Genomic DNA, 20,937 nt, shown 5'->3' on the forward strand with positions numbered 1-20,937 from the left:
ACTAACCGAGGGTTAGTTTGTCAAGAGCCGGAATCCTGCCCTTGCAAAAGCCCAGCTGGATTGACCTGCCCACGGCGGTGCTGTTTAATTGACCAATGGTAACTTTCGCTCGGGCCCGGACAGAGCCGGCCAAGGCCGCCCGGCGGGCCGACATCCTGGCCCAGACCCTGCAGCTGTGGGAGGGGGCGCGCTACGAGGACGTCACGCTGCAGGAGGTGGCTGTCCGGGTGGGGCTGACCAAGGCCGCCCTGTACGGGTACTTTCCCACCAAGGAGAGCCTGTTCCTGAGCCTGTACGAGACGCTGCTCGCGGCGTTCCTGGCCGACCTGCACCGGCATCTGCGGCTGGGCGGCGTCCACTCGCCGGGCAGTCTGGCCGCGCTGCTGGGCTCGCTGCTGGAAGATCACCGTGCCCTAGTGCGCCTGATCCCGCACCACGCCGGGCTGCTGGAACGCAACATCAGCCAGGAGCGGGCCGCGCAGCACAAGCTCTGGATGCTGGGCGAGCTGGCCCCGGTGGCCGAGCGGCTGGAAGTGTCCCTGCCCGGTCTGTCCGGCGGCAGGGGCGTGGAGCTGCTCACCTACACGCAGGCGCTGGTGGCCGGCCTCTATCCCATGAGTGACCCCGCACCCCCCGTCCGGGCCGCCCTGCAGGATCCGCACCTGGCGCCGATGTGCGTGACCCTGGAGACGGCGCTGCCGACCGCTCTCGCTGCGCTGTACCGGGGAATGGTGCGGTCTCCCTCGACGGACTGAACCCAGATGCTGCAGCCACGCCGGCCTCACAATTAAAGGGTCGATAAAGACTCGGGGGTGAAACGTCCCAGTTCCCTCACGCGTACTGTGAGGCATGAGAAGCCCAGTCCAGACCGAAACCAAGGCCAAGGTGCAGGACATGTTCGCGCAGAGCGTGGCTGTCCTCACGCAGCCCAGCCCCGCCACCTTCGAACGCTACGAACGCCGCGGTAGTCTCAACAGCGCGCTGCTGTACGTGATGGTCGCCGCCGTCGTGTCGGCCGCCATCGGCGCCTTCTTCGCGCTGTTCCAGAGCGACGTGACCTTCTTCGGTCAGCTGATCTCGCGGCTGATCATCATCCCCGTGCAGTTCTTCGTGTTCACCGGGCTGGTCTACCTGATCGGCAAGAACCTCTTCAAGGGCACCGGCACCTACCCGGAGGTCGCCTACACCTTCGCCCTGTTCTTCGTGCCGCTGAGCATCGTCAGCACCCTGATCGGCATCATTCCCATCCTGGGCTGGCTGGTCAGCTTCCTGATCGGGCTGGTGATGATCTTCTTCGGCTTCCTGGCCGTGCAGTCCTCCATGAACCTGCGCGAACAGGGGCAGGCCATCGCCACGTTGGTGCTGGCGGGTCTGGCGAACATAGCGGTGGGCGCTGTGCTGGGCAGCTTCTTCGCCGGTCTGTTCGCCGTGAGCCGGGCCGCGACAGGCACCTGAGCCTCCGAACAGAGGCGGGCGAGGCGGATCGGGCCTCGCCCGCCTTCCTGTCCGCCGGCTCTACTGCTCGCCGTACACATGCACGGCCACGTCCAGCTCGCTCTTGCCGCCGCCGTAGTAGGTGCCGCGCACGGGCGAGATGTCGGAGTACTCGCGGCCGTGCCCGATCTTGATGTGCTTCTCGCGGGCCACGCAGTTGTTGGTGGGATCGTAGCCCAGCCAGCCCCAGCCGGGGATCAGGGCCTCGACCCAGGCGTGGGTGGACTCAGCCCCCTGCATCTCGCCGCCGGAGTACAGGTAACCGCTGACATAGCGTGCCGGAATGCCCAGCTGCCGCGTGATCCCCAGCATGGCGTGGGTGAAGTCCTGGCACACGCCCCGCCCGTGCTGCGCGAACTCGGCCAGCGGCGTGCGAACCCCGGTGGCCCCCGTGTCGTAGGTGAATCTCCGGTACAGGTGCGTGGTGAGCGACATCAGGAACTCCGGCAGGTCGTCGTCGGGGCCGGGGCGGGTGACGCCGAAGATGTCCGGCCAGTCGCCGGCCGGCACGCGCGGGCTGGCCACCAGGAACTCGGTGTGTCGCCGCCGCTCGGCCCGCAGGGTGCTCAGCGGCGTCCGGCCAGGATCGGGCAGGGCGTGGGTGTCCACGATGGCCTGCGCCTCGATCACCAGATGCCGGTGCGGCTCGTGCACGTGGACGTGGTGCACGATGGCCCCGAAATAGTCCTTGCGGGACGTGACCTCCGCCTCCGGCGTGACCTCCAGATGGAACAGGCGCACGCTCTGGCGGGCCTCCTGCGAGGGGTGCAGCCTGACCTGATTGAAGGAGTCCCAAGCAGGCACCGGGTAACGGTATTCGGTGGTGTGGCGGATTTCGCAGCGCATAGTACGGACTCCGATTGAATCCTATCTTTCCGGCATTCAATCCGACCAACGGGAGAAGGAGAACTACGGGTTCCGGGCGATGGACGAACATTCGGTGCTCTCCTGAATGTCCGGGAATCAGACGGGATCCGTATAGAGTTGCCTCTAACCGGGCTGCCGGGCAGTGTGACATGCCCGGCGCCCCCCACACCGGTATGGATCAGACGTGAGGCTTCTACAAAGAGGGACGTCGCGTGTCATTCCTGCTCGAAGTACGCCGCGTTGATGGCTGCGCCCACCCGGTTGAAATCGCCCAGCAGCTCCTCGATCGAAGGATGCTCGTCCTCGATGATGTGCTCCACCGTGGCGAACTGCAGCCGCGCCACCAGCCAGCGCGCCAGCCGCAGGGTTTCGGGGTGCGCGCCGGGGTGGTGCCGGTCGATCTGCACCAGGGCGTCGTGCAGGTTCTCGGCGCTGTAGCGCACCGAGCGCGGAAAGTACTCGTCGAGCAGCAGGAACTCGGCGATCCGCATGGGCTCGATCCCGCCATGGACGCGCTTGCGATAGGCCTCGTAGGCGCTGGCCCCCTTCAGGGCACTGACCCAGCGCTGATCCTGCAGGGTGCCGCCCGCCGGGTCGCTCTGCCAGGACTGCCCGGCGCTGTCCCGGAAGCGGGTCTGCAGCACGCGCAGGGTGTTGTCGCCGCGCTCCAGGGTCTGCCCGGCGCGCATGAACGACCAGCCCTCGTCGCGCGGCAGGGTGGCGAAGGCGATGCCGAAGAAGAACTGCGAGGCGTCGCGCGCCGCGCCGCAGTAGTCGAACAGCCCGTCGCGGTCGAGGATGTCGCCGTTCTCGAAACACAGCGTCAGGTAGGCGCGGTTCAGGCTCTCCCACATCTCGCTGGGAATCCGGTCGCGCAGGCCCCGGGCGTTCTCGCGGGCGCGCAGCAGCGAACTGGCGATCGAGTTCGGGTTGTCGCGGTCGAAGGCCATCCAGGCGCTGATCGAGCGGGCGTCCAGCCGGCCGTATTTGGCCCGCAGTTCCCGCTCGCCGCCGGTCATCTCCAGCAGCGGCGTCCAGTATTCGCGCGCCCGGCCGGCGGTTTCCAGCGTGGCGTAGTAGTTCACGTTCAGCAGCCGGGCGGTGTTCTCGGCCCGCTCCACGTAGCGCCCGATCCAGAACAGGTTTTCGGCCAGCCGGGAGAGCAGCAGCATCAGCCCTCACCCCCGTCCAGCTGCTCTTTTTCCAGTTCCTGCTGGTAGGACTGGCCGCCGGGCGAGTCCTGGGACTGAGACTGGCCCTGCGACTGCGAGCCGCCCCCGGACTGGCGCTGCGATTGGCTCTGGGCCTGCCGGAGCGCCGGGTCGTCGTGGCTCTGCTCGTAGGCCGAGGTCAGGGCGTCCTGGGCCACTTTTTCGCGCACGCTGGCCTGCTCGCTGGAAAAGCTGGTCTGCACGCGCTCGGGGCTGGCGTCGATGGGCACCGACCCGAAGCCGCCCTGAAACTGCGATTGCGACTGCGACTGGGATTGGGACTGGACGCCGGACTCCGGCAGCGCGTCTCCGTGCAGGAGCTGGCTCATGCCCAGCGGCGCCGCCGGGCCGTCGTGATCCAATACCCAGGTGTCCTTGGAGCCGCCGCCCTGGCTGGAATTGACCACCAGCGAGCCGCGCCGCAGCGCCACCCGCGTCAGCCCCCCCGGCACGATGGTCACCGGGTCGCCGCACAGGATGTAGGGCCGCAGGTCGATGTGGGCGCCCTCGAAGGCGGCGCTGTCCGGGTAGAAGGTGGGGTGGCGCGACAGGCCCACCACAGGCTGCGCGATGAACTCACGCGGATTGGCCCGCACCTTCTCCAGATACTCGATGATCTCGGCCGAGGTCGCGGCCGGGCCGATCAACATGCCGTAGCCGCCGGCCTCGCCCACCGCCTTGAAGACCAGTTCGCCGGCGTTGGCGAGCATGTGATCCAGGTGCTCGGCGTTCCAGCCCAGGAAGGTGGGCACGTTGTTCAGCAGCGGGGTCTCGTTCAGGTAGTAGCGAATCATGTCCGGCACGTAGGCGTACACCGCCTTGTCGTCGGCCACCCCGGTGCCGATGGCGTTGGCGATCGCCACGCGCCCCTGGCGGTAGACCTCGATGAGGCCCGGCACCCCCAGCGAGGAGCTGCGCCGGAAGGTCAGCGGATCGAGGAAGTCGTCGTCCACGCGGCGGTAGATCACGTCGACCTGCTGGCGGCCCCCGGTGGTCCGCATCCAGACCCGGCCCGAATCGACGAACAGGTCGCGGCCCTCGACCAGTTCCACGCCCATCTGCTGCGCCAGGTAGGCGTGCTCGAAATACGCCGAGTTGTACATGCCCGGCGTGAGCACCACCACCGTGCCCTGCTCGCGCGGACTGACCGAGGACAGCAGCCGCAGCAGCTCGGTCGCGTAGTGCTGCACCGGGCGCACCCCCTGGTTCTCGAACATGCCCGGATAGATGCGGGTCATGGCCTGGCGGTTGGCCAGCAGGTACGACACGCCGCTGGGTGAGCGCAGGTTGTCCTCCAGCACCAGGTATTCGCCCTGCTCGTCGCGGATCAGGTCGGTGCCGACGATGTGCGTGTAGAGCCCCTGGGGCGGCATGACGCCGTGAACCTCGCGCCGGAAGTGTTCGGAGGTGTAGACCAGCTCGGCCGGGATCACGCCGTCGCCCAGGATCTCCGCGCCCGAGTAGATGTCGCGCAGGAAGGCGTTCAGGGCCTTCACGCGCTGGGTCAGCCCGGCTTCCAGGTGGGCCCACTCGCCCGCCGGGATGATGCGCGGCACCGGGTCGAAGGGGAAGGTGCGCTCGGTGCCCTGGGAGTCGCCGTAGACCGTGAAGGTGATGCCCTGGTTGCGGAAGGCGATGTCCAGCAGCTCGTGGCGGCGCTGGAACTCCTTCGTGCCCAGGCGGTTCAGGTAGTCCAGCACGCCCTGGTAATGCGGCCTGACCTCGGAAGGCGCGGAGAACATCTCGTCGAAAAATCGGCTGCCCGGCTCGTACTTCATGCGTCGGCCCCCCTTGGGCATATCCCTGACACGGAAGATAGAGGGTCGGGGGGGCCCGTGGGTGTTTTCTTCGTTCAAGGCCGTCGACCGGTTCGAGGGGTCGCCCGCAGGCTCAGGGCACCACCCGCCGCCCCTCATGGCCGTACCCGCTCAACACGTCGTCGGCCACGGCCACCGCCCGGCCCTCCCGCACCAGCGCCACCACCGCGCCGCCAAAACCCGCGCCGGTCATGCGCGCGCCGAAGACGTCCGGGTGGGCCTGCAGCAGCGCGACCAGTTCGTCCACCCGCGGGTGACTGACGGCGTAGTCGCCCTGCAGGCTGGCGTGGCTGGCGTTCATCAGCCGCCCGAAGGCCGGGGCGTCGGCCTGGAGGGCCGCCAGCACGCGGGCGTTCTCACCCACCACGTGCCGCGCCCGCTCGCGCAGCACGGGGGGCAGTGTTTCGACCAGGGTGATGTCCTGCACGTCGCGCAATTCCTTCACGCCCAGCAGGCGGCTGGCCTCCTCGACCTGGGCGCGGCGCTCGTTGTAGCCGCTCTCGGCCAGCCGGCGGGGCACGCCGGAGTCGATCACCAGCACCTCGGCCCCCGCCGGGAAGGGCACGGCGCGCCTGGCCAGCGTCCGGGTGTCGATCAGCAGCATGGTGCGCGTGTCGGCCAGGCTGGAGGCCATCTGATCCATCACGCCGCACTTGACCCCCACGAACTGGTGTTCGACCTGCACGCCCCGCAGGGCCAGCGCCACGTCGTCCAGCTCCAGGCCGTACAGTTCCCGCAGGGCGCGCAGGGTGGCGACCTCCAGCGACGCGCTGCTGCTCAGGCCGCCGCTGGGCACGGTGCCGTACACATGCACGTCCAACCCCTCCTGCACCCCGCTCAGGTTCAGGCAGCCGGTCAGGTAGGGCGCGAAGCCCGTGCCGACCTCGCCCACCGGCACGCGCAGGGTGGTGTGCGAGTTGGCGCTGTGCAGCACGTGTTCCCCGCTGTCGTTGCGCCCCAGGCTGACCGTGGTGCGCTGCGGAATGGCGGTGGGCAGCACGAAGCCCCCCTGGTAGTCGGTGTGCTCGCCCAGCAGGTTCACGCGTCCCGGCGCGGAGGCGGTGGCCTGGGGTTCATGGCCGAAGACGTCCCTGAAGGTGCTCACAGTCCTTCCTCCAGCTTCAGCTCCCGCAGCTCCTTCGCCGCCACCTCCGGGAACTTGTCGTTGGCGAACTCCCCGGCGCCCTGTTCGGTGCCCGCCAGATACTTCATGCGCCCCGGCGCGCGCAGGTAGGGGTAGATCTCAATGTGCAGGGGGAAGTCCGGGTGAGGCCCGTCCAGCGGGGCCTGGTGCACAGTCATCAGGTAGGGCATCCGCCCGCCGAAGAGGGCGTCCTGGCGCAGCAGCGCGTCTCTCAGCACCCGCGCGAAGCTGGCGCGCTCGGCCGGGCTCAGGTCGGAGAGCAGGCCGACCGGACGCCCGGGCAGCACCCAGGTCTCGTAGGTGTAGCGCGCGAAGGGCGGCACCACGCTCAGCGCCAGCCCGTCATCGCGCAGCAGGCGTGAGGCGTCGGCCCGTTCCTGCGCCACGAAGTCGGCCAGCCAGGGCCGGCCGTGTTCACGGCGGTACGCCCGGGCCTGCTCCAGCATGGTGGCCTGCACGGGCGGGATGTGGTCGTAGGCGTAGATCTGGCCGTGCGGGTGGTGCAGGGTCACCCCGACCTCCACGCCGCGGTTCTCGAAGGCCAGCACGTACTGGATGCGGCCGGTGGCGGCCAGCCGGGTCGTGCGGTCGGCCCAGACCGAGATCAGCAGGCCCATCTGGGCGTCACTCAGGTCGCTCAGGCGGCCCTGGGCGCTCTGGCTGAACACCACGACCTCGCACTTGCCCACCCCGGCGCGCAGGCCCGCCGGGCCGGCCTGGGGCTCCGGGGCGTTCAGGGTCAGGCTGGGGAAGCGGTTGTCGAACACCGCGATGTCGTACTGGCCGCGCGGCAGCTCGGTCGGGTGCTCGGGATCACTGGTGGGCGAGAGCGGGTTGTACTCGGGCGGCGGCAGGAAGGTGCGGCCCATGCGGTGCGCGGCGTACATGACCCACTCGCCGCGCAGCGGGTGCCAGCGCATGACCGGCCGGGCGTCCACCGGCTCGGGCGAGGGGCTGGGAATCTCGGACGTGACCGTGATGGGCGCGAGGCCGTACAGCGTCAGCGACCGCCCGTCGGGTTTGGTGAAGTCCTGGCTGTGGAAGGCCGGGGTGGGCGAGGGGCTGGTGGGCCGCTCCTGAGGGTGCGACTCCTGACTGGACACTTCCTGACTGGGCGATTCCTGAGGGTGCAGCTCCTGATCGGGCATGTGGTTCATCCTACGCTGCTCCTGGTGGGAGTCTGGAGGCCATTCGCCGGTCGCCCAGACCAGCCGCGCTCGAGGGCGGCCGGACGCCTGCCGACACCCGATCACCCCACGTCCAGTCCGTCGAAGGCGCCGGAAGGACATGCCTCCAGCGCCTCAGGAACGGAGCCTGACCTCAGTCGGCGGCCTGCAGCTCCTGCGGAATGAAATCCCCGTGCTGGGCCAGCAGATCGGTGGTGAGCGCCCAGATCTGATCCAGATCCAGCTCCGCACTGGTGTGCGGATCGAGCATGGCCGCGTGGTAGATGTGGTCGCGGTTGCCGGTCACCAGGGCCTCCACGGTCAGGGCCTGCACGTTGATGTTGGTCTGCATCAGCCCCGCCAGCTGGGGCGGGATGCGGCCGATGCGGGTGGGCTGGATGCCCTGCTTGTCGACCAGGCACGGCACCTCCACCGCGCACTCGTCGGGCAGGTTGGAGATCAGCTTGCCGCTGCCCGCGCTGCCGCCCTCGTTCACCGGAGAGTTCATGACGTTGCCGTACACCACGCGCGGCTGCCCGGTCACGACCGAATGGATGATCAGCGAGCCGTATTCCACGGAGCGGGTCACCTCCAGGGGCTCGCCCGGGCTCTGCAGCTTCACGCGCAGCTCCTCCCAGCCGCCGATCTGGCTCACGCAGCGGCGTGGATACTCGTCGAGCGGCACGCCAAACTTCTCGATCAGGTCGTCGCGGCCCGCCTTGATGAAGTAGGGCACGTACTCCGAGAAATGCTCGGAGCTCTCGGTCACGAAGAACCCGAGCCGGCGCAGCATCTCGTAGCGCACGCGGTTGCCCGCCGGCACCTTGCCGGACTCCGCCAGCTCCATCAGGCGGGGGTAGAGATCCTCACCCCGGTGCTCGAACTTCAGGTAGAAGGCCATGTGGTTGATGCCGGCACACAGGAAGTCGATTTCCTCCACCGGAAGGCCCAGGTCATGGGCGAGTTCCCCCGCCGTCCCCTGCACGGAGTGGCACAGCCCCACCGTCCTGATGCGGGGCGAGAGCCGCGCGAGCCCCCAGACGTTCATGGCCATCGGGTTGACGTAGTTCAGGTGCAGGGCGTCCGGGCACAGGCGTTCCATGTCGCGGCTCATCTCGGCCAGGACAGGAATGGTGCGCAGACCGCGCATGATCCCGCCGATGCCCAGGGTATCGGCGATGGTCTGGCGCAGGCCGTACTTCTTGGGCACCTCGAAGTCGGTCACGGTGGCCGGCTCGTAGCCGCCGACCTGGATCATGTTGATCACGAAGTCCGCGCCGTCCAGGGCGCGGTGCCGGTCGGTGGTGGTGCTCACCGTGGGCCGGGCGCCGACCGTCTGGGCGACCCGCGCGGCGACCTGAGCGGTCACGTCCAGCCGCTCAGGGTTGATGTCGAACAGGCGGATGTCGGCGCCGGCCAGTTCGGGAAACGACAGGATGTCGCCCAGCAGGTTCTTGGCGAACACGGTGCTGCCGGCGCCGACGAGGGCAATCTTGGGTGCTTTAGTCATGTGGGCGGGTGTCCTTGGGAAACGGAAGGGGAGGAGAGAGCAGGCGGGGCAGACCCGCGCGGGCGGCCAGCAGCAGGAAGGTCATCTCACCGACGTTCCAGTTGAAATGGATCATGACGCGTGGCAATGAGGCCAGCCCAGGGATTGCCCTAAGCACGGGCACATGGGTCGCCAGCCAGCCGTCACGGCCCAGGATACCGGGCAGGGCCTGTCCCACCGGAAACGAGGTCATGGTCATGTCCATGACGCTCTGTTCCATGCTCAGGTAGCGCGCGAGCATCAGGGTGTGTTCCAGCGAGTGGGCCGTGACCCACAGCAGCAGGGCCCATCCCCACACGCCGCGCATCCCGCGCGCGAACACGAAGTACACGCCCGCCGCCGCCAGCCAGTTCCAGGTGAAATGCACCCACTCGATGTTCAGGCTGGAGATCAGCCCCTGCGAGCGGATGCCGGGCTGCCCCAGGACATAGAACTGCGCCACCTGGACGACGTGCTCGACCGTGTGGAAGCCCTGCAGGGTCAGCAGCACGCTGAGCACCATGACGGCCGGGCCCCAGGCCACGAAGTCGTCGCGCCATTTCAGGCCGGCGGGCACGGCCACCGCGCCCAGGAACAGCAGCGTGCCGCCCCAGACCGGCATCCCGGAGCGCGTGACCACGTATCCCGAGACCAGCAGGCCCAGGGCCGCCGCCGCGAAGAAGAGCAGGGTGCGCGAACGCAGCCGGGCCAGATCGAGCAGCCCGATACCGGGCGGGGGAGGGGATGTCAGGCTCATGGAACGCCTCCGGTGCGCGTGAGGGTCAGGCGGGTATTCAGGGGCGGACGCGGCACGACCGACCGCAGCCCATCCGGCCAGACGACCTCCAGCGCCCCCGCCTGCGCGCCCCCGGCCAGTCCGAAGTGCACCCTGGCGGGCGTGCCGCTCAGGTAGCCGCTGCCGCTGCGGACATCACGCCGCAGGCTCGCCGTGCCGGCCCTGAGCAGCACCGTGGCGCCCAGCGCGTCCAGATTGTGGGTGCCGCTCCACTTCAGGTTCACCTCCAGGGCGCCGCCCCCGCACAGCTGGTTTTCATACAGCGCGGCCGGGCTGCCCACGTTGTTGACCAGCACGTCCAGCCGCCCGTCGTTGTCGAAATCGGCCAGGGCCATGGAGCGGCCGCTGGCGGTGGAATCCAGCTTCCAGCCGGGGTTCAGGGCGTAGCGGCCCCGGCCGGTGTTGCGGTAGGCGCGGTTGCGTTCCACCAGTTCGCCCCCCTTCAGGAACTTGAATACCACCTCGTCGATCATGCCGTTCACCACGTACAGATCCTCGAAGCCGTCGTTGTCGAGGTCGCCGAACTGGGCCGACCAGCTCCAGCCGCTGGAGTCCATCGCCAGGTCGTAGGCCACGTTGCGGTAGGTGCCGCCGCGATGGCGCACCTGCAGGGTGTTCTCGGCGCGCTGGATGTCCCGGTACTGCAATCGCTCATAGGTGCGCTCCAGCAGCCCGGTCCAGATCGCCACCGCCGCCGGGTCGGCAAAGTCGGGCTTCATGTCGGTGGCGAACAGTTCGGGCACGCCGTCGTTGTCCATGTCGGTGCTCGAAAAGCCCATGGTGTTGCGGGTGATGCGCCCGAAGGGGTGGATCTCGGCCCAGGTCGCGCCGGAGCGCTTCCATACCCGGTCGGGCATACCGAAGTCGTTGCCGACCACCAGTTCGCGCGTGCCGTCGCCGTCCAGATCGAAGGGCAGCAGGGCCAGCGTGTGCGCGGTCTTGGCGAGTTTCTGGCCCTGCACGCTCAGGCCGCCCGCGTCGGCCCGGACCGGGCCGTAGACCGCCACCCCGCCGTTCGAGGCGAACAGGAAGGTGCTGCCCATCTCGGCCTCCAGCGCGGCGTCGTAGGAGCCGGTGATCAGGTTCAGCTCCCCTGCGCCGGAGAGGTCGTCCCACTGCATGGTGTAGGCGGGGGTGCGGGCGCCCGAGAGCCACTCGCGCGTGAAACCGCCGCCCTGGCGCCCCAGCCACACCCCAATCCCGCCGCGCGAGTGGGTCAGGGTGATGTCCAGCCGGCCGTCCGCGTTCACGTCCACCAGCTTCACGTCGCGGATTTCGCTGGCCAGGGCGCTGCGGTCTTCCAGCGGCTGGGCCCGGAAGCGCAGCCCGCCCAGGTTCCACAGGATCGTGCCGGTGCCGGCCAGGTTGCCCAGCACAGCGTCCAGTAGGCCGTCGCCGTTCAGGTCGCCCACGCCCAGGCCCGAGCCGTTGGAGTCGTAGAAGCGGGCCCCACCGCCGCGCATGGTCGTGGTGTGGGGCAGGGGATGGGCCAGGAACGCCGCGCCACAGCTCCGGCGGGCCTGCAGAGGCACGCTGGAGACCGTGGCCGCCACGGTTCCTGTCCCAGACACGGTCGCCGGCCCGGACGCCGCGGCCTGCGAGGGGGCGCCCTGGAGGCTCAGGGCCGTGATCGTCAGGGCGGCCGTCATGGGGAGGATGCGATTCATCGTTCACCTCCTGGGGAAGGGAGTGAGGTTCAGACTCGGGGGCCTGAACACGTGTCCAAAAAAGGTGTGTGCCCGGAGAGCCAGGTGTCGGAAGATCCGGGGGCTGCCGGGCGAGCGGAGGCCCTGGACGTTCCTCCGCCCCATGCCAGCCTCCGAACCGTTCCCCCAGAGGGCGGGCGGGACACGGGAAGCTGCCGGGACAGGGCGGCCGAACGCAGCGGGGGGCCGGTGAAACGGGCCCCCTCGCGGTTGGGTGGGGCCTGGGCCTATTTGAACAGGGCGTTGACCTTGTCGTTGGCGGCCGGCAGGACGTCCTTGGCCTGCGCTTTGCCCAGGAACACGCCTTCCATGGTGCTGGTCATGATGTCGTTGATCTTGGAGGCGTTGTCGGTGATCGGGAACAGGAAGGTGCCGCCGGGCGTCTTGGCCTGACGGGTGAAGGCGGTGACGTCCACGCCCTTGGCTTTCAGCACCGCCTGGGCCTTCACGACGCCGGAGTTGATGGCGGGGAAGACCACGCCGTAGCTGCCCACGGTGTTCTGGCACTCGGCGCTGGCGAGGTACTTGACCCACTTCCAGGCGGCGTCCTTGTTCTTGCTGCCGACCCAGATGGAGTCCGCCAGACCGTTGAACATGCTCATGCGCTTGCCGTTGGGGCCCTTGGGCAGCAGGGCGAAGCCGACCTTGAAGGGCGAATTGTCCACGAAGTACTTGATCATCCAGGAGCCGTTCACGACCATCGCCGCCTTCTTCGCCACGAACTGGGCGTCGGGGCCGTTGGCCTGGATGTCCTTGAAGGCGGGGATATAGCCCTTTTTCAGGTTCAGGTCCGCCAGCCACTGGATGCTCTGGACGAAGCGGGGATCGCCGAAGTTGTAGTTCTTGCCGAACACGCCCTCGTTGTGCTTCCAGCCGGTGGTGGCGGTCAGCCAGCTCCACTCGGTCTGGCCGTTGGCCCCGGCGCCGTAGGCACTGGCGAAGCCGAACTGCTTGACGTTGGCCTTGTCGAAATCGGCCGCCAGCCCGTTCTTGCCGTTCTTATCGAGGGTCAGCCTGGCGATGGCCTGCTCGAAGGTGCCGCCGTTGGTGGGGTTCCAGCTCAGGTTGTTGAGCTGCGCGGGGGTGATCCCGGCGGCCTTGAGCATGTCGACGTTGTAGATGACCGCCACGGTGTCCCAGTCCTTGGGCAGCCCGTAGCGCTTGCCGCTCTTGACCCACAGGTCGGCTAGGCCGGGGTAGTAGATGTTGGTGGCCACCTTGTCCTGGGCGATCAGCGGGGCGATATCGACCAGCTGGTTGTTGTCGGCGAACTCGGGGTAGCGGGCCAGGTGGTTGGTGAACACGTCGGGCGCGGTGCCCGAGACGAAGCCGGTGGTGATGCCCGTCCAGTAGTCGTCCCAGCCCTTCTGCGTGACCTTGACCGTGATGCCCGGGTTCTTCTTGGTGAAGTCGGCCGAGCACTTCTGGTAGGCGGGCTGCTGGTTGCTGTCCCAGAGCCAGTATTCGATGCTGGTCTGGGCCTGGGCGGCGTTGGCGAGCAGCAGGCTCAGGGCGGTGGTCAGGACGGCGACTTTTTTCATGGGCATCCTCCAGGGATGGGAAGGGGGCGGTTTAGATCGTTCAAAAAACGGACGTGCGGCGGGGGGGCGCGGTCGTGTCTCATGCCCGGTCTACTTCGCGCCGCTGAACTGCAGCGACTCGACCACGCGGCGGCCCAGCACGGTCATCAGCACGAAGATCGGCAGGATCGAGATGAAGGCGCCTGCCATCAGGCCCGACCAGTCGGGTGAACCCTGCGGCGTCTGGGACTTGAAGGCCTGCAGCGCCACCGGCAGCGGGTAGGTGGCCGGGTCTTTGGAGATCAGGTACGGCCAGAAGAATTCGTTCCACATGCCGATGGTGGTCAGGATCGCCAGCGTGGCGAGCGGCCCCTGGCTCATGGGCACCACGATGCGCCAGAAGATCGTGACAGACCCGGCGCCGTCCAGCACGGCGGCTTCCTCGGTCTCGCGGGGCAGCGACAGGAAGAACTGCCGCAGGAAGAAGACCGCGAAGGGGGTCATCAGGACGAAGGGCGCGACCATGCCCTGGTAGGTGTTCAGCCAGCCCAGCGTCTTGATGGTGATGAAGTTGGGGATGAACAGCACGATGCCGGGGATCATCATCGCGGTCAGGAAGGCGAAGAAGATGGCGTCGCGCCCCGGGAACCTCAGCCGCGCGAAGGCGTAGGCGGCCATGGCGGAAAACAGCGTCTGGAACACCACGATCACTCCGGTGAAGATCACCGAGTTCTTGATCGCGCCCAGGAAGTTGATGGTGGAGCCGCTGCCGCCCAGCGCCTGTGACTGCTCGAAACTGAGCAGCCCCAGCACCCGCCGGAAGTTGTCCAGCGTGGGCTGGGTGGGCCACAGCCGGGCGGATTCCACGAACAGCGCCCTGTTGGTGGTCAGGGCCGTCTTCAGCACGAACAGGATCGGCGTGACCGAGAGGATCACGGCCAGGGCAATCCCCACCCAGGCCAGCGCCAGGCCCCAGTGGAACGGCTTCTTCGGTCGGACAGATGCGCCCGGCGCACTCTGGACAGTCATGGTCTTCCCCCTTTCCCGTCTGGCCTACTCAAGGTCAGAATGGTTGGCATTGAACAGACGCATCTGGATCAGGGTGAAGACCACCAGCAGCACGAACAGGGCCATGCTCATGGCGGTCGCGTAGCCCATCTTGAAGAAGGCGAAGGCGTTCTGGTAGATGTAGAACACCAGCACGCGGGTGGAATCCACCGGGCCGCCCTGCGTGGTCACCGCGACCGTGTCGAAGATCTGGAACGAGCCGATCAGCGAGGTGACCAGCACGAACACCGTGACGGGCCGCAGCAGGGGCAGGGTGATGCGGAAAAACTCCTGCACGGCGCTGGCGCCGTCGATGCGCGCGGCCTCGAACACGGTTCTGGGGATGGCCTGCAGGCCGGCGTAGAACAGCAGCGCGTTGAAGCCGGTGTGCCGCCAGACGTTGATCCCCGCGATGGTCTCGATGGCCTGTTCCGGGGCGCCGAAGAAGGGCTGCCGGGCGATGCCGAGCGCCTCCAGGCCGGCGTTCACCACGCCCAGCAGCGGGTCGAGCAGCCACAGGAAGGTCAGCGCCACCAGCACGTTCGAGAGCAGGTAGGGCAAGATCAGCAGGCCCTTGACGAACATGCTCTTCACGACCCGGTCCATCGCCACTGCCATCAGGATCGCCAGTACCGTCTGCAGCGGGATATTCCACAGCACGTACTTGAAGGTGATGCCCAGCGCGTCCCAGAACTTCTCGTCGGCCAGCAGTTCCCGGTAGTTCGCCAGGCCCACGCTCTCGGGGTCGCTCAGCAGGTTCCAGTCGGTGAAACTGATCATCAGGCCGCGCACCGAGGGGTAGAGGTAGAAGATCAGGAATCCGACCACGGCCGGCAGGATGAACAGGTAGCCCACGACCGCTTCGGTGCTCAGCCGCCGGACGCGTCTGACACGGGTGGCCGAGACCGGGGTGGAGAGGGTGTCGGACGGCACCGTCATACGCTGACCTCCAGGGAGACGTGGGCTGACACGAGCGGGACTGAAAAGAGCGGGAGTGGCGCGGGCCGGGCTGGCCGGAGCGGGACTGGGCACATCAGGCGGACTCGCGGATGACCAGGGACGCCGGAAGAACGACATTGGGCGGGGTCTGGTGCTGCTCCAGCCGGGCCAGCAGGGCGCGCACCGCCCGCCGGGCCATCTCGGCGTGGGGCACATTCACGGTGGTCAGGCTGGGGTGGGTGTAGCGGCTGAATTCGAAGTTGTCGAACCCGCTGATGGCGACCTGTCCGGGCACCCGGAGGCCCAGTTCCAGGGCCGCGCGCAGGGCGCCGGCGGCCATCCGGTCGTTGCCGCCCAGCACGGCGTCGGGGCTATTTCCGCCGCGCCACAGCGTATGCAGCGCCGCCTCGCCAGACGCGTACGACCAGTCGCCGGCGATCAGGTGCGCCTGGAGTCCGTGCTGGGCGGCCGCCGCCCTGAACGCCTCGCGCCGATCCACCGCCGTGCTCGCGGCGTCCTGCAGAGGGATGATCAGCGCCAGATGCCGGCGGCCCTGGGCGGCGTGGTGGGCCACCAGCGCGTGCATCCCGCTGGTGTAATCGGAGCTGACCGACAGCGCCGCGCTGTCCGGCAGGCGGTGGTCGAACAGCACCGCCGGGAGGCCCCATCCCTGGAGCGCCTGCCACTGCGCGGCGTTCAGCGTATTGCCGACCACCACCACGCCGCCGAACTGCCCCTGCCGGTAGCGCTGGCGCAGCGAATCGAAGGACTCCGGGCCATCCTGCACGAAGGCGGTGGTCATGCTGTAGCCGTGGACGTTGGCTTCGGCGATGAACGCCGACTGCACCACATTGCGGTAGGGGTCGTCCACGTTTTCGGCGTCGTGGCCGTAGAACGCGCAGCAGAGGGTGGTCACGCGCGCCTCGCGCAGGGCCTTGGCGGCCTGGTTGGGGTGGTAGTCCAGGGCCTGGATCGCGGCCAGCACCCTGTCGCGCGTGGCCGGACGGATCGAGGGGTGACCGTTCATCACGTTGGACACGGTCTGGTGGGAGACCCCGGCATGGGCAGCGACATCTCGTAACGTGACGCGGGTCATCGACACCTCCCTGGGTGGCCGCACAGGTGATTTGAACGTTAAAACCATCAAACCACAGATTGTTTATCTTGTCAATGAGATGCTCATTCCAGGCTCATCAGGGCGAGCTGGGACTTCAGGTGACGCCGACTGGCACAGCAGCAGAGCAGAGGAAGGCCCGAATCCGTCGACCCACCCTGGCGAGACCTGCCGCTTCATCCAGCGCTGAAGGTCGGGACTGGAGGGATGAGGGCCGGCCCCAGAACCGTGGAAGGTCGGTGGCTTCGGTGGTGGGCTAAGTTCGGGTTCAGGCCGTTCCGGTCGGCCCGAACAGGACGTGCCCCGAGGGGTCATACGGGACTAAAGTGATGGCAAGACATGGCGGAGTCGCCACCAACAGACCCCTCACCCCAACCCTCTCCCCTGGGGAGAGGGAGGGAGCCGCAACGCGGCGGAAGGGTGAGGGGTCTCGGATGTCGCAGGATCACTTTAACTTCGTATCAGTCTCGGGGCACGTGCGTCTGGCTGTGTCTGGAGTCCGGACGCCCTGCCTCCCGGCCGCCGATCTCCTGCTGCCCTGCGCCGCCTACTCTTCCTGCACCATGAAGCTCACCGGCCCCAGGCTCAGCCCGTTCCACTGAACGGCGTCCAGAGTCCAGTTCTGCACCAGCGTCCGGCCCGCCCGGCGGCTGAGGCGCACGCCTTCGGGCAGGGGCGTGGTCTCCACCCCGGCGCGCTGCAGGACGTCGGCCAGCACCGCGCCGATCAGCTCCGGGCTGTGGGCACCGATGGTGGTGACCTGGCCGCGGCGCGTCACGGCCGCCTCGCCGTCCAGCGGGCCTCCGGAATAGCTGTACAGCGCCTCGGCGCCCTGCAGGCGGTAGCTCTCGGCCCAGCCGTGGGCCTGGACGTCGCCGCCCGGCCCCGACACCCGCTGGCTCAGCGTCGGGCGCAGCGAGTCGTACTGCAGCAGCTTCACGCCCAGGGTGTCGCTCAGCGGGCCGGGTTGCCCGGTCTCCCAGGTCTGGCCGCCCGGGGTGCGGAAGGCGGTGCGGGGGCCGCAGACGAGTGCCACGCCGCCCTCGACGGCTTTCGCCCAGCGGGCGGCGCGCTCCGGGGGCACCAGCGTGATCGCGGGGGCCACCACCACGGCGTAGGCGCTCAGCCCGGCGTCGGCGTGCACGATGTCCACGTCGATGCCCAGGCTCCGCAGGGCCGAGTAGTAGGCGACGGTCTGCGTCCAGTAGCTCAGGCTGGCCGAGTGCTTCTGCTGGTCGTAGAGCCACAGGCTTTCATAGTCGTGCAGCAGCGCCACCCGCGCGGGCACCGGCCCGACCGGGAACTGCGTCTGATCCAGCGTCTCGACCTCGGCGTAGCCGCGATCCGGCGTCTCGTCGTGCCGCAGCAGGCCCGAGTGCATGACCTCCTGGGCCATGGTCGCCGCGCGCCAGCGGAAGTAGCTCACCACGTCCGCGCCGTGGGCCCAGGCCTGCGCCGTCCAGAGCTGCACGGCGCCGCCCGCCGGCAGCGGGTTGTAGGGGGCCCAGTTGACCTGCCCGCACTGCTGCTCCATGACCCAGGGGCCGTTCGGCGTGCCGCGCCCCTCGCGGCCCAGGCCCGGCTGCGCCACCAGCCCCCGGTAGAGGTCGTGGTTGAAGGCGATCAGATCCGGGTGGCCGGTGCGCGCGTAGCGGGTCTTGACCTCCTCGCCGCTGCCGCTGGGCGCGAAGAATTCCAGCATCCCCAGCGGGTAGTTGTCCCAGGTGGCGAAATCCAGCCCCTGGGCCACCTGGTAGTGGTCGAAGCCCGACTCGAAGATCATGAAATTGTGCGTGATGAAGCGCCCCGGCGACATCTCCCGCAGGATCTCCAGCTGCTCCTTCTGGAAGTCCGCGACCTGCTGCGAGGCGAAGCGCGCGTAGTCCAGCACGTGCGAGGGGTTGAGTTCGGTGACCGTGAGCATGGGGGGGCGAACCTGCGAGAAGTCCGTGTATTCCATGCTCCAGAACACGTTGCCCCAGGCCTCGTTCAGGCGCTCGACGACCCCGTAGCGGTGCCTCAGCCACTCCGGGAAGGCCGCGGCGCTGGCCCCGCCATAGGAGCGCGTGGTGCCGTGACAGCCGAACTCGTTGTCGGTCTGCCAGCCCACCACCGCCGGGTGCCGGCCGTAGCGCAGCGCCATCGCCAGGGTCAGGCGCCGGGAATGCTCGCGGTACACGGGCGAGGCGAAATCGTAGTGGCGGCGCGACCCAAACTCGCGCACGCGGCCCTGTTCGTCGGAGGCCAGGATCTCGGGGTGCGCGCGGATCAACCAGGCGGGGGGGGTGGCGGTCAGGGTGCACAACACGACCCTCAGGCCACAGCCGTGGTACGCCTCGATGGCCTGATCCAGCCACGCCCAGTCGTATCGGCCACACTGCGGTTCGATCCGGCTCCAGGCGAACTCCGCGATCCGCACGAAGCTCAGGCCCAGCTCCTTTTGCATCCGGGCATAGGTCGCCCAGCGGTCACGGGGCACATGCTCGGGGTAGTCGCAGGAACCGAGGAGAAGGTGGGGAGGCGTCGGTGCAGTGGTCATGTGATGAATCCTCTCAGATGAATCCGTGTGGAGTGGGGCGGCCTGGGCGACGCTCGCCGCGCCCATAGCCTCGTGCGCCTCAGTCCTTGACCGCGCCGCCCGCAATGCCCGCCACGAAGTGCCGTTGCAGGGCCAGGAACAGCGCCAGGAAGGGAATGGTGGCAATAGCCGTGCCCACCATGATCCCGCCCCACGACACCCGCGTCAGGCCGACCAGGGTGCCCAGCGCGACCGGCATGGTGTAGCTGTCTTTCTGGGTCAGCACGATCAGCGGCCACAGGTAGTCGTTCCACGACGCCAGGAACAGCAGGATCGCCAGCGCGGCCAGCGCCGGGCGCACGATGGGCAGCGCGATCTGCCAGAAGATGCGCCATTCGTTTGCACCGTCGATGCGCGCTGCGTTCAGCAGGTCCGTGGGCACCGTCTGGAAGGCCTGGCGCATGTAGAAGATGCCGATGGTGTTCGCCAGCGTCGGCAGGATGACTGCCCAGTAGGTGTTGCCGATCTGCAGATCGCGCGCCACCAGGATGAACTGCGGGATGATGGTCACGAAGGCGGGGATGGTCAGGGTCGCCAGGATCAGGCCGAAGAGCGGCCCCTTGCCGGGGAACTCGAACTTGGCGAAGGCGTAGCCGCCCATCGAGGTGAGCAGCATGCTCAAGACGGTGTAGATCGAGGCGATCATGGTGGAGTTCAGGAGAGTACGCAGGAAGTTGGTGTCGGCCTGCAGGCCTCGGAAGTTCTCGGCGAAGGCCCCACCGAACCACAGCGGCGGATTGGGGCTGAAGATCGCCGTCTCTGGCTGGGTGCTGAAGACCAGCATGATCCACAGCGGCGCCAGGAACAGCAGCGCCAGCGGCACCAGGGCCACGTACAGCAGCGCAGCGTTCAGCCGCCGCTGGGCCCGCACGCCGGCCGTGGGCGGGGCCACCGGGGCCGCCGTCACTGCTCCCTCCCGAACAGCCGCAGCTGCAGCACGCTGAAGATCGCCGCGATGGCGGCCACCGTGTAGGCGATCGCGCTGGCGTACCCGAAGTTGAACGAGCGGAAGCCCTGCTGGTACAGGTAGGTGCCCAGGGTCATGGTCGAGTTGCCGGGGCCGGAGTTGGTGATCAGGGCGGGCTCGGTGAACAGCTGCAGGGTGCCGATCACGCTGAGCACCAGGCAGAACAGCAGCGTGGGCCGCAGCAGCGGCAGCGTGATCTTCCAGAACTGCTGGGCGGGCGTGGCGCCGTCGATGGCGGCGGCCTCGTACACGTCCTCACTGATGCCCTGCAACCCTGCAAGCAGGATGATGGCGTTGTAGCCCGTCCAGCGCCAGGTCATTGCCAGGATCAGCACGCTCATGGCCGGCCCCGACTGGTTGAGCCAGTCCACGGCGGGCAGGCCCAGGCCGGTCAGGGCGCGGTTCACGATGCCGAAGTCGGTGTTGAACAGCAGGCGGAACACCGCCGAGTACGCCACGGTGCCCACCACCAGCGGCGCGAAGAAGGCGAAGCGGAACAGCCCCGCCGCCTTCAGGAGCTTGCTGTTCAGCGCCACCGCCAGCACCGTCGCCAGCGACAGCATCAACGGCACCTGGATCACCAGAATCACCAGCGTGTTGCGCAGCGCCGTGCGGAAGAATTCGTCCTGCACCAGCCGCGACCAGTTGGACAGGCCGTAGGGCGCGGCGGCCCCCAGGCGCGAGTCCTTGAAGCTCATCAGGAAGGAGCTGACGATGGGCCAGGCCCAGAAGGTGGCGAAGATCAGCAGGTAGGGCAGGATGAACAGGTACGGCGCCAGCGGAGGCCGTTTGCGGCGCGGTGGGGTCGCCACGGGCGGCGAGGTGGTGGATCGTGCGGTCGTGGTCATGGCAGCCTCGGGAGTGGGGAAGAGGGGGAGGGCGCGGCACGGGAGAAAGCCGGCAGCTCACCTGGAGAAACGTGGCGGACGCGGCGCAGGGACTCGTGTGCCCAGCATGACACTCCGGCGGCGGAACGGGTTCAGACGAATTTCCCTGCACAGGGCGCCCGTGCGGGCTCCGGGCCGGGAAGACAGGGGAAGGAG

At 68.2% G+C, this 20,937-nt stretch carries 17 protein-coding genes; 2 read left to right on the forward strand and 15 right to left on the reverse strand.

Features of this window, described 5'->3' with window-relative positions:
* Nucleotides 1–95 precede the first annotated feature (95 nt).
* Together CVO96_RS12860 and CVO96_RS12865 are read left to right on the forward strand one after the other, a co-directional pair.
* Nucleotides 96–755, forward strand: a complete 660-nt coding sequence (locus tag CVO96_RS12860) for a TetR/AcrR family transcriptional regulator (protein ID WP_103312575.1) — start codon at nucleotides 96–98, stop codon at nucleotides 753–755.
* A gap of 94 nt (nucleotides 756–849) precedes the next feature.
* Entirely contained in the window at nucleotides 850–1,455 is a 606-nt protein-coding gene (locus CVO96_RS12865) for a YIP1 family protein (RefSeq protein WP_103312576.1), read from the forward strand.
* Nucleotides 1,456–1,515: 60 nt separating this feature from the next.
* On the opposite strand, the gene CVO96_RS12870 is transcribed toward CVO96_RS12865, so the two are convergent.
* The 15 genes from CVO96_RS12870 to CVO96_RS12940 form a co-directional block, all read right to left on the reverse strand.
* Nucleotides 1,516–2,340 (reverse strand): transglutaminase family protein, encoded by an 825-nt coding sequence (locus tag CVO96_RS12870; protein ID WP_103312577.1) that lies wholly within the window; start codon nucleotides 2,338–2,340, stop codon nucleotides 1,516–1,518.
* A 236-nt stretch (nucleotides 2,341–2,576) separates the two neighbouring features.
* Nucleotides 2,577–3,533 (reverse strand): alpha-E domain-containing protein, encoded by a 957-nt coding sequence (locus tag CVO96_RS12875; protein WP_165795295.1) that lies wholly within the window; start codon nucleotides 3,531–3,533, stop codon nucleotides 2,577–2,579.
* The gene (locus CVO96_RS12880; RefSeq protein WP_103312578.1) at nucleotides 3,533–5,350 is read right to left on the reverse strand and encodes a circularly permuted type 2 ATP-grasp protein; all 1,818 of its coding nucleotides are present in this window, start codon (nucleotides 5,348–5,350) and stop codon (nucleotides 3,533–3,535) included. Before CVO96_RS12880 ends, CVO96_RS12875 begins: the two co-directional genes overlap by 1 nt.
* A 112-nt stretch (nucleotides 5,351–5,462) precedes the next feature.
* Nucleotides 5,463–6,494 carry a galactokinase gene (galK, locus tag CVO96_RS12885; protein WP_103312579.1) on the reverse strand — a complete coding sequence of 344 codons (1,032 nt, stop codon included), beginning with the start codon at nucleotides 6,492–6,494 and terminating at the stop codon, nucleotides 5,463–5,465.
* Nucleotides 6,491–7,690 (reverse strand): galactose-1-phosphate uridylyltransferase, encoded by a 1,200-nt coding sequence (galT, locus tag CVO96_RS12890; RefSeq protein WP_243398343.1) that lies wholly within the window; start codon nucleotides 7,688–7,690, stop codon nucleotides 6,491–6,493. Before galT ends, galK begins: the two co-directional genes overlap by 4 nt.
* 163 nt (nucleotides 7,691–7,853) lie before the next feature.
* The gene (gene melA / locus CVO96_RS12895; protein ID WP_103312580.1) at nucleotides 7,854–9,209 is read right to left on the reverse strand and encodes an alpha-glucosidase/alpha-galactosidase; all 1,356 of its coding nucleotides are present in this window, start codon (nucleotides 9,207–9,209) and stop codon (nucleotides 7,854–7,856) included.
* Nucleotides 9,202–9,984, reverse strand: a complete 783-nt coding sequence (locus CVO96_RS12900) for a hypothetical protein (RefSeq protein WP_103312581.1) — start codon at nucleotides 9,982–9,984, stop codon at nucleotides 9,202–9,204. Before CVO96_RS12900 ends, melA begins: the two co-directional genes overlap by 8 nt.
* Nucleotides 9,981–11,690: an FG-GAP-like repeat-containing protein gene (locus CVO96_RS12905; RefSeq protein WP_103312582.1), complete on the reverse strand. Its 1,710-nt coding sequence runs from the start codon at nucleotides 11,688–11,690 to the stop codon at nucleotides 9,981–9,983. The genes CVO96_RS12900 and CVO96_RS12905 overlap by 4 nt, the downstream gene beginning before the upstream one ends.
* 266 nt (nucleotides 11,691–11,956) lie before the next feature.
* Nucleotides 11,957–13,270 carry an ABC transporter substrate-binding protein gene (locus CVO96_RS12910; RefSeq protein WP_103312583.1) on the reverse strand — a complete coding sequence of 438 codons (1,314 nt, stop codon included), beginning with the start codon at nucleotides 13,268–13,270 and terminating at the stop codon, nucleotides 11,957–11,959.
* Nucleotides 13,271–13,360: 90 nt separating this feature from the next.
* Nucleotides 13,361–14,278 carry a carbohydrate ABC transporter permease gene (locus CVO96_RS12915; protein WP_103312584.1) on the reverse strand — a complete coding sequence of 306 codons (918 nt, stop codon included), beginning with the start codon at nucleotides 14,276–14,278 and terminating at the stop codon, nucleotides 13,361–13,363.
* A 24-nt stretch (nucleotides 14,279–14,302) separates the two neighbouring features.
* Nucleotides 14,303–15,235 carry a carbohydrate ABC transporter permease gene (locus CVO96_RS12920; RefSeq protein ID WP_103312585.1) on the reverse strand — a complete coding sequence of 311 codons (933 nt, stop codon included), beginning with the start codon at nucleotides 15,233–15,235 and terminating at the stop codon, nucleotides 14,303–14,305.
* A 94-nt stretch (nucleotides 15,236–15,329) separates the two neighbouring features.
* Nucleotides 15,330–16,331 carry a LacI family DNA-binding transcriptional regulator gene (locus tag CVO96_RS12925; protein WP_165795296.1) on the reverse strand — a complete coding sequence of 334 codons (1,002 nt, stop codon included), beginning with the start codon at nucleotides 16,329–16,331 and terminating at the stop codon, nucleotides 15,330–15,332.
* 565 nt (nucleotides 16,332–16,896) lie between these two features.
* Nucleotides 16,897–18,888 (reverse strand): beta-galactosidase, encoded by a 1,992-nt coding sequence (locus CVO96_RS12930; protein WP_103312587.1) that lies wholly within the window; start codon nucleotides 18,886–18,888, stop codon nucleotides 16,897–16,899.
* Between the two features lie 79 nt (nucleotides 18,889–18,967).
* A complete protein-coding gene (locus CVO96_RS12935; protein WP_243398344.1) occupies nucleotides 18,968–19,834 on the reverse strand; it encodes a carbohydrate ABC transporter permease in 867 nt (288 codons plus the stop codon).
* A complete protein-coding gene (locus tag CVO96_RS12940) occupies nucleotides 19,831–20,742 on the reverse strand; it encodes a carbohydrate ABC transporter permease (RefSeq protein WP_103312588.1) in 912 nt (303 codons plus the stop codon). The genes CVO96_RS12935 and CVO96_RS12940 overlap by 4 nt, the downstream gene beginning before the upstream one ends.
* Between the last annotated feature and the right edge of the window lie 195 nt (nucleotides 20,743–20,937).

This window comes from Deinococcus koreensis, assembly GCF_002901445.1.
GTDB lineage: Bacteria > Deinococcota > Deinococci > Deinococcales > Deinococcaceae > Deinococcus > Deinococcus koreensis.

What these genes read in the sequence shown, in the direction of transcription:
- CVO96_RS12940 (WP_103312588.1), bottom strand. Translation starts at nt 20,742, where the DNA reads ATGACCACGACCGCACGATCCACCACCTCGCCGCCCGTGGCGACCCCA.
- CVO96_RS12870 (WP_103312577.1), bottom strand. Translation starts at nt 2,340, where the DNA reads ATGCGCTGCGAAATCCGCCACACCACCGAATACCGTTACCCGGTGCCT.
- CVO96_RS12875 (WP_165795295.1), bottom strand. Translation starts at nt 3,533, where the DNA reads ATGCTGCTGCTCTCCCGGCTGGCCGAAAACCTGTTCTGGATCGGGCGC.
- galT (WP_243398343.1), bottom strand. Translation starts at nt 7,690, where the DNA reads ATGAACCACATGCCCGATCAGGAGCTGCACCCTCAGGAATCGCCCAGT.
- CVO96_RS12910 (WP_103312583.1), bottom strand. Translation starts at nt 13,270, where the DNA reads ATGAAAAAAGTCGCCGTCCTGACCACCGCCCTGAGCCTGCTGCTCGCC.
- CVO96_RS12915 (WP_103312584.1), bottom strand. Translation starts at nt 14,278, where the DNA reads ATGACTGTCCAGAGTGCGCCGGGCGCATCTGTCCGACCGAAGAAGCCG.
- CVO96_RS12925 (WP_165795296.1), bottom strand. Translation starts at nt 16,331, where the DNA reads ATGACCCGCGTCACGTTACGAGATGTCGCTGCCCATGCCGGGGTCTCC.
- CVO96_RS12860 (WP_103312575.1), top strand. Translation starts at nt 96, where the DNA reads ATGGTAACTTTCGCTCGGGCCCGGACAGAGCCGGCCAAGGCCGCCCGG.
- CVO96_RS12920 (WP_103312585.1), bottom strand. Translation starts at nt 15,235, where the DNA reads ATGACGGTGCCGTCCGACACCCTCTCCACCCCGGTCTCGGCCACCCGT.
- CVO96_RS12900 (WP_103312581.1), bottom strand. Translation starts at nt 9,984, where the DNA reads ATGAGCCTGACATCCCCTCCCCCGCCCGGTATCGGGCTGCTCGATCTG.
- CVO96_RS12880 (WP_103312578.1), bottom strand. Translation starts at nt 5,350, where the DNA reads ATGAAGTACGAGCCGGGCAGCCGATTTTTCGACGAGATGTTCTCCGCG.
- melA (WP_103312580.1), bottom strand. Translation starts at nt 9,209, where the DNA reads ATGACTAAAGCACCCAAGATTGCCCTCGTCGGCGCCGGCAGCACCGTG.
- CVO96_RS12930 (WP_103312587.1), bottom strand. Translation starts at nt 18,888, where the DNA reads ATGACCACTGCACCGACGCCTCCCCACCTTCTCCTCGGTTCCTGCGAC.
- CVO96_RS12865 (WP_103312576.1), top strand. Translation starts at nt 850, where the DNA reads ATGAGAAGCCCAGTCCAGACCGAAACCAAGGCCAAGGTGCAGGACATG.
- CVO96_RS12905 (WP_103312582.1), bottom strand. Translation starts at nt 11,690, where the DNA reads ATGAATCGCATCCTCCCCATGACGGCCGCCCTGACGATCACGGCCCTG.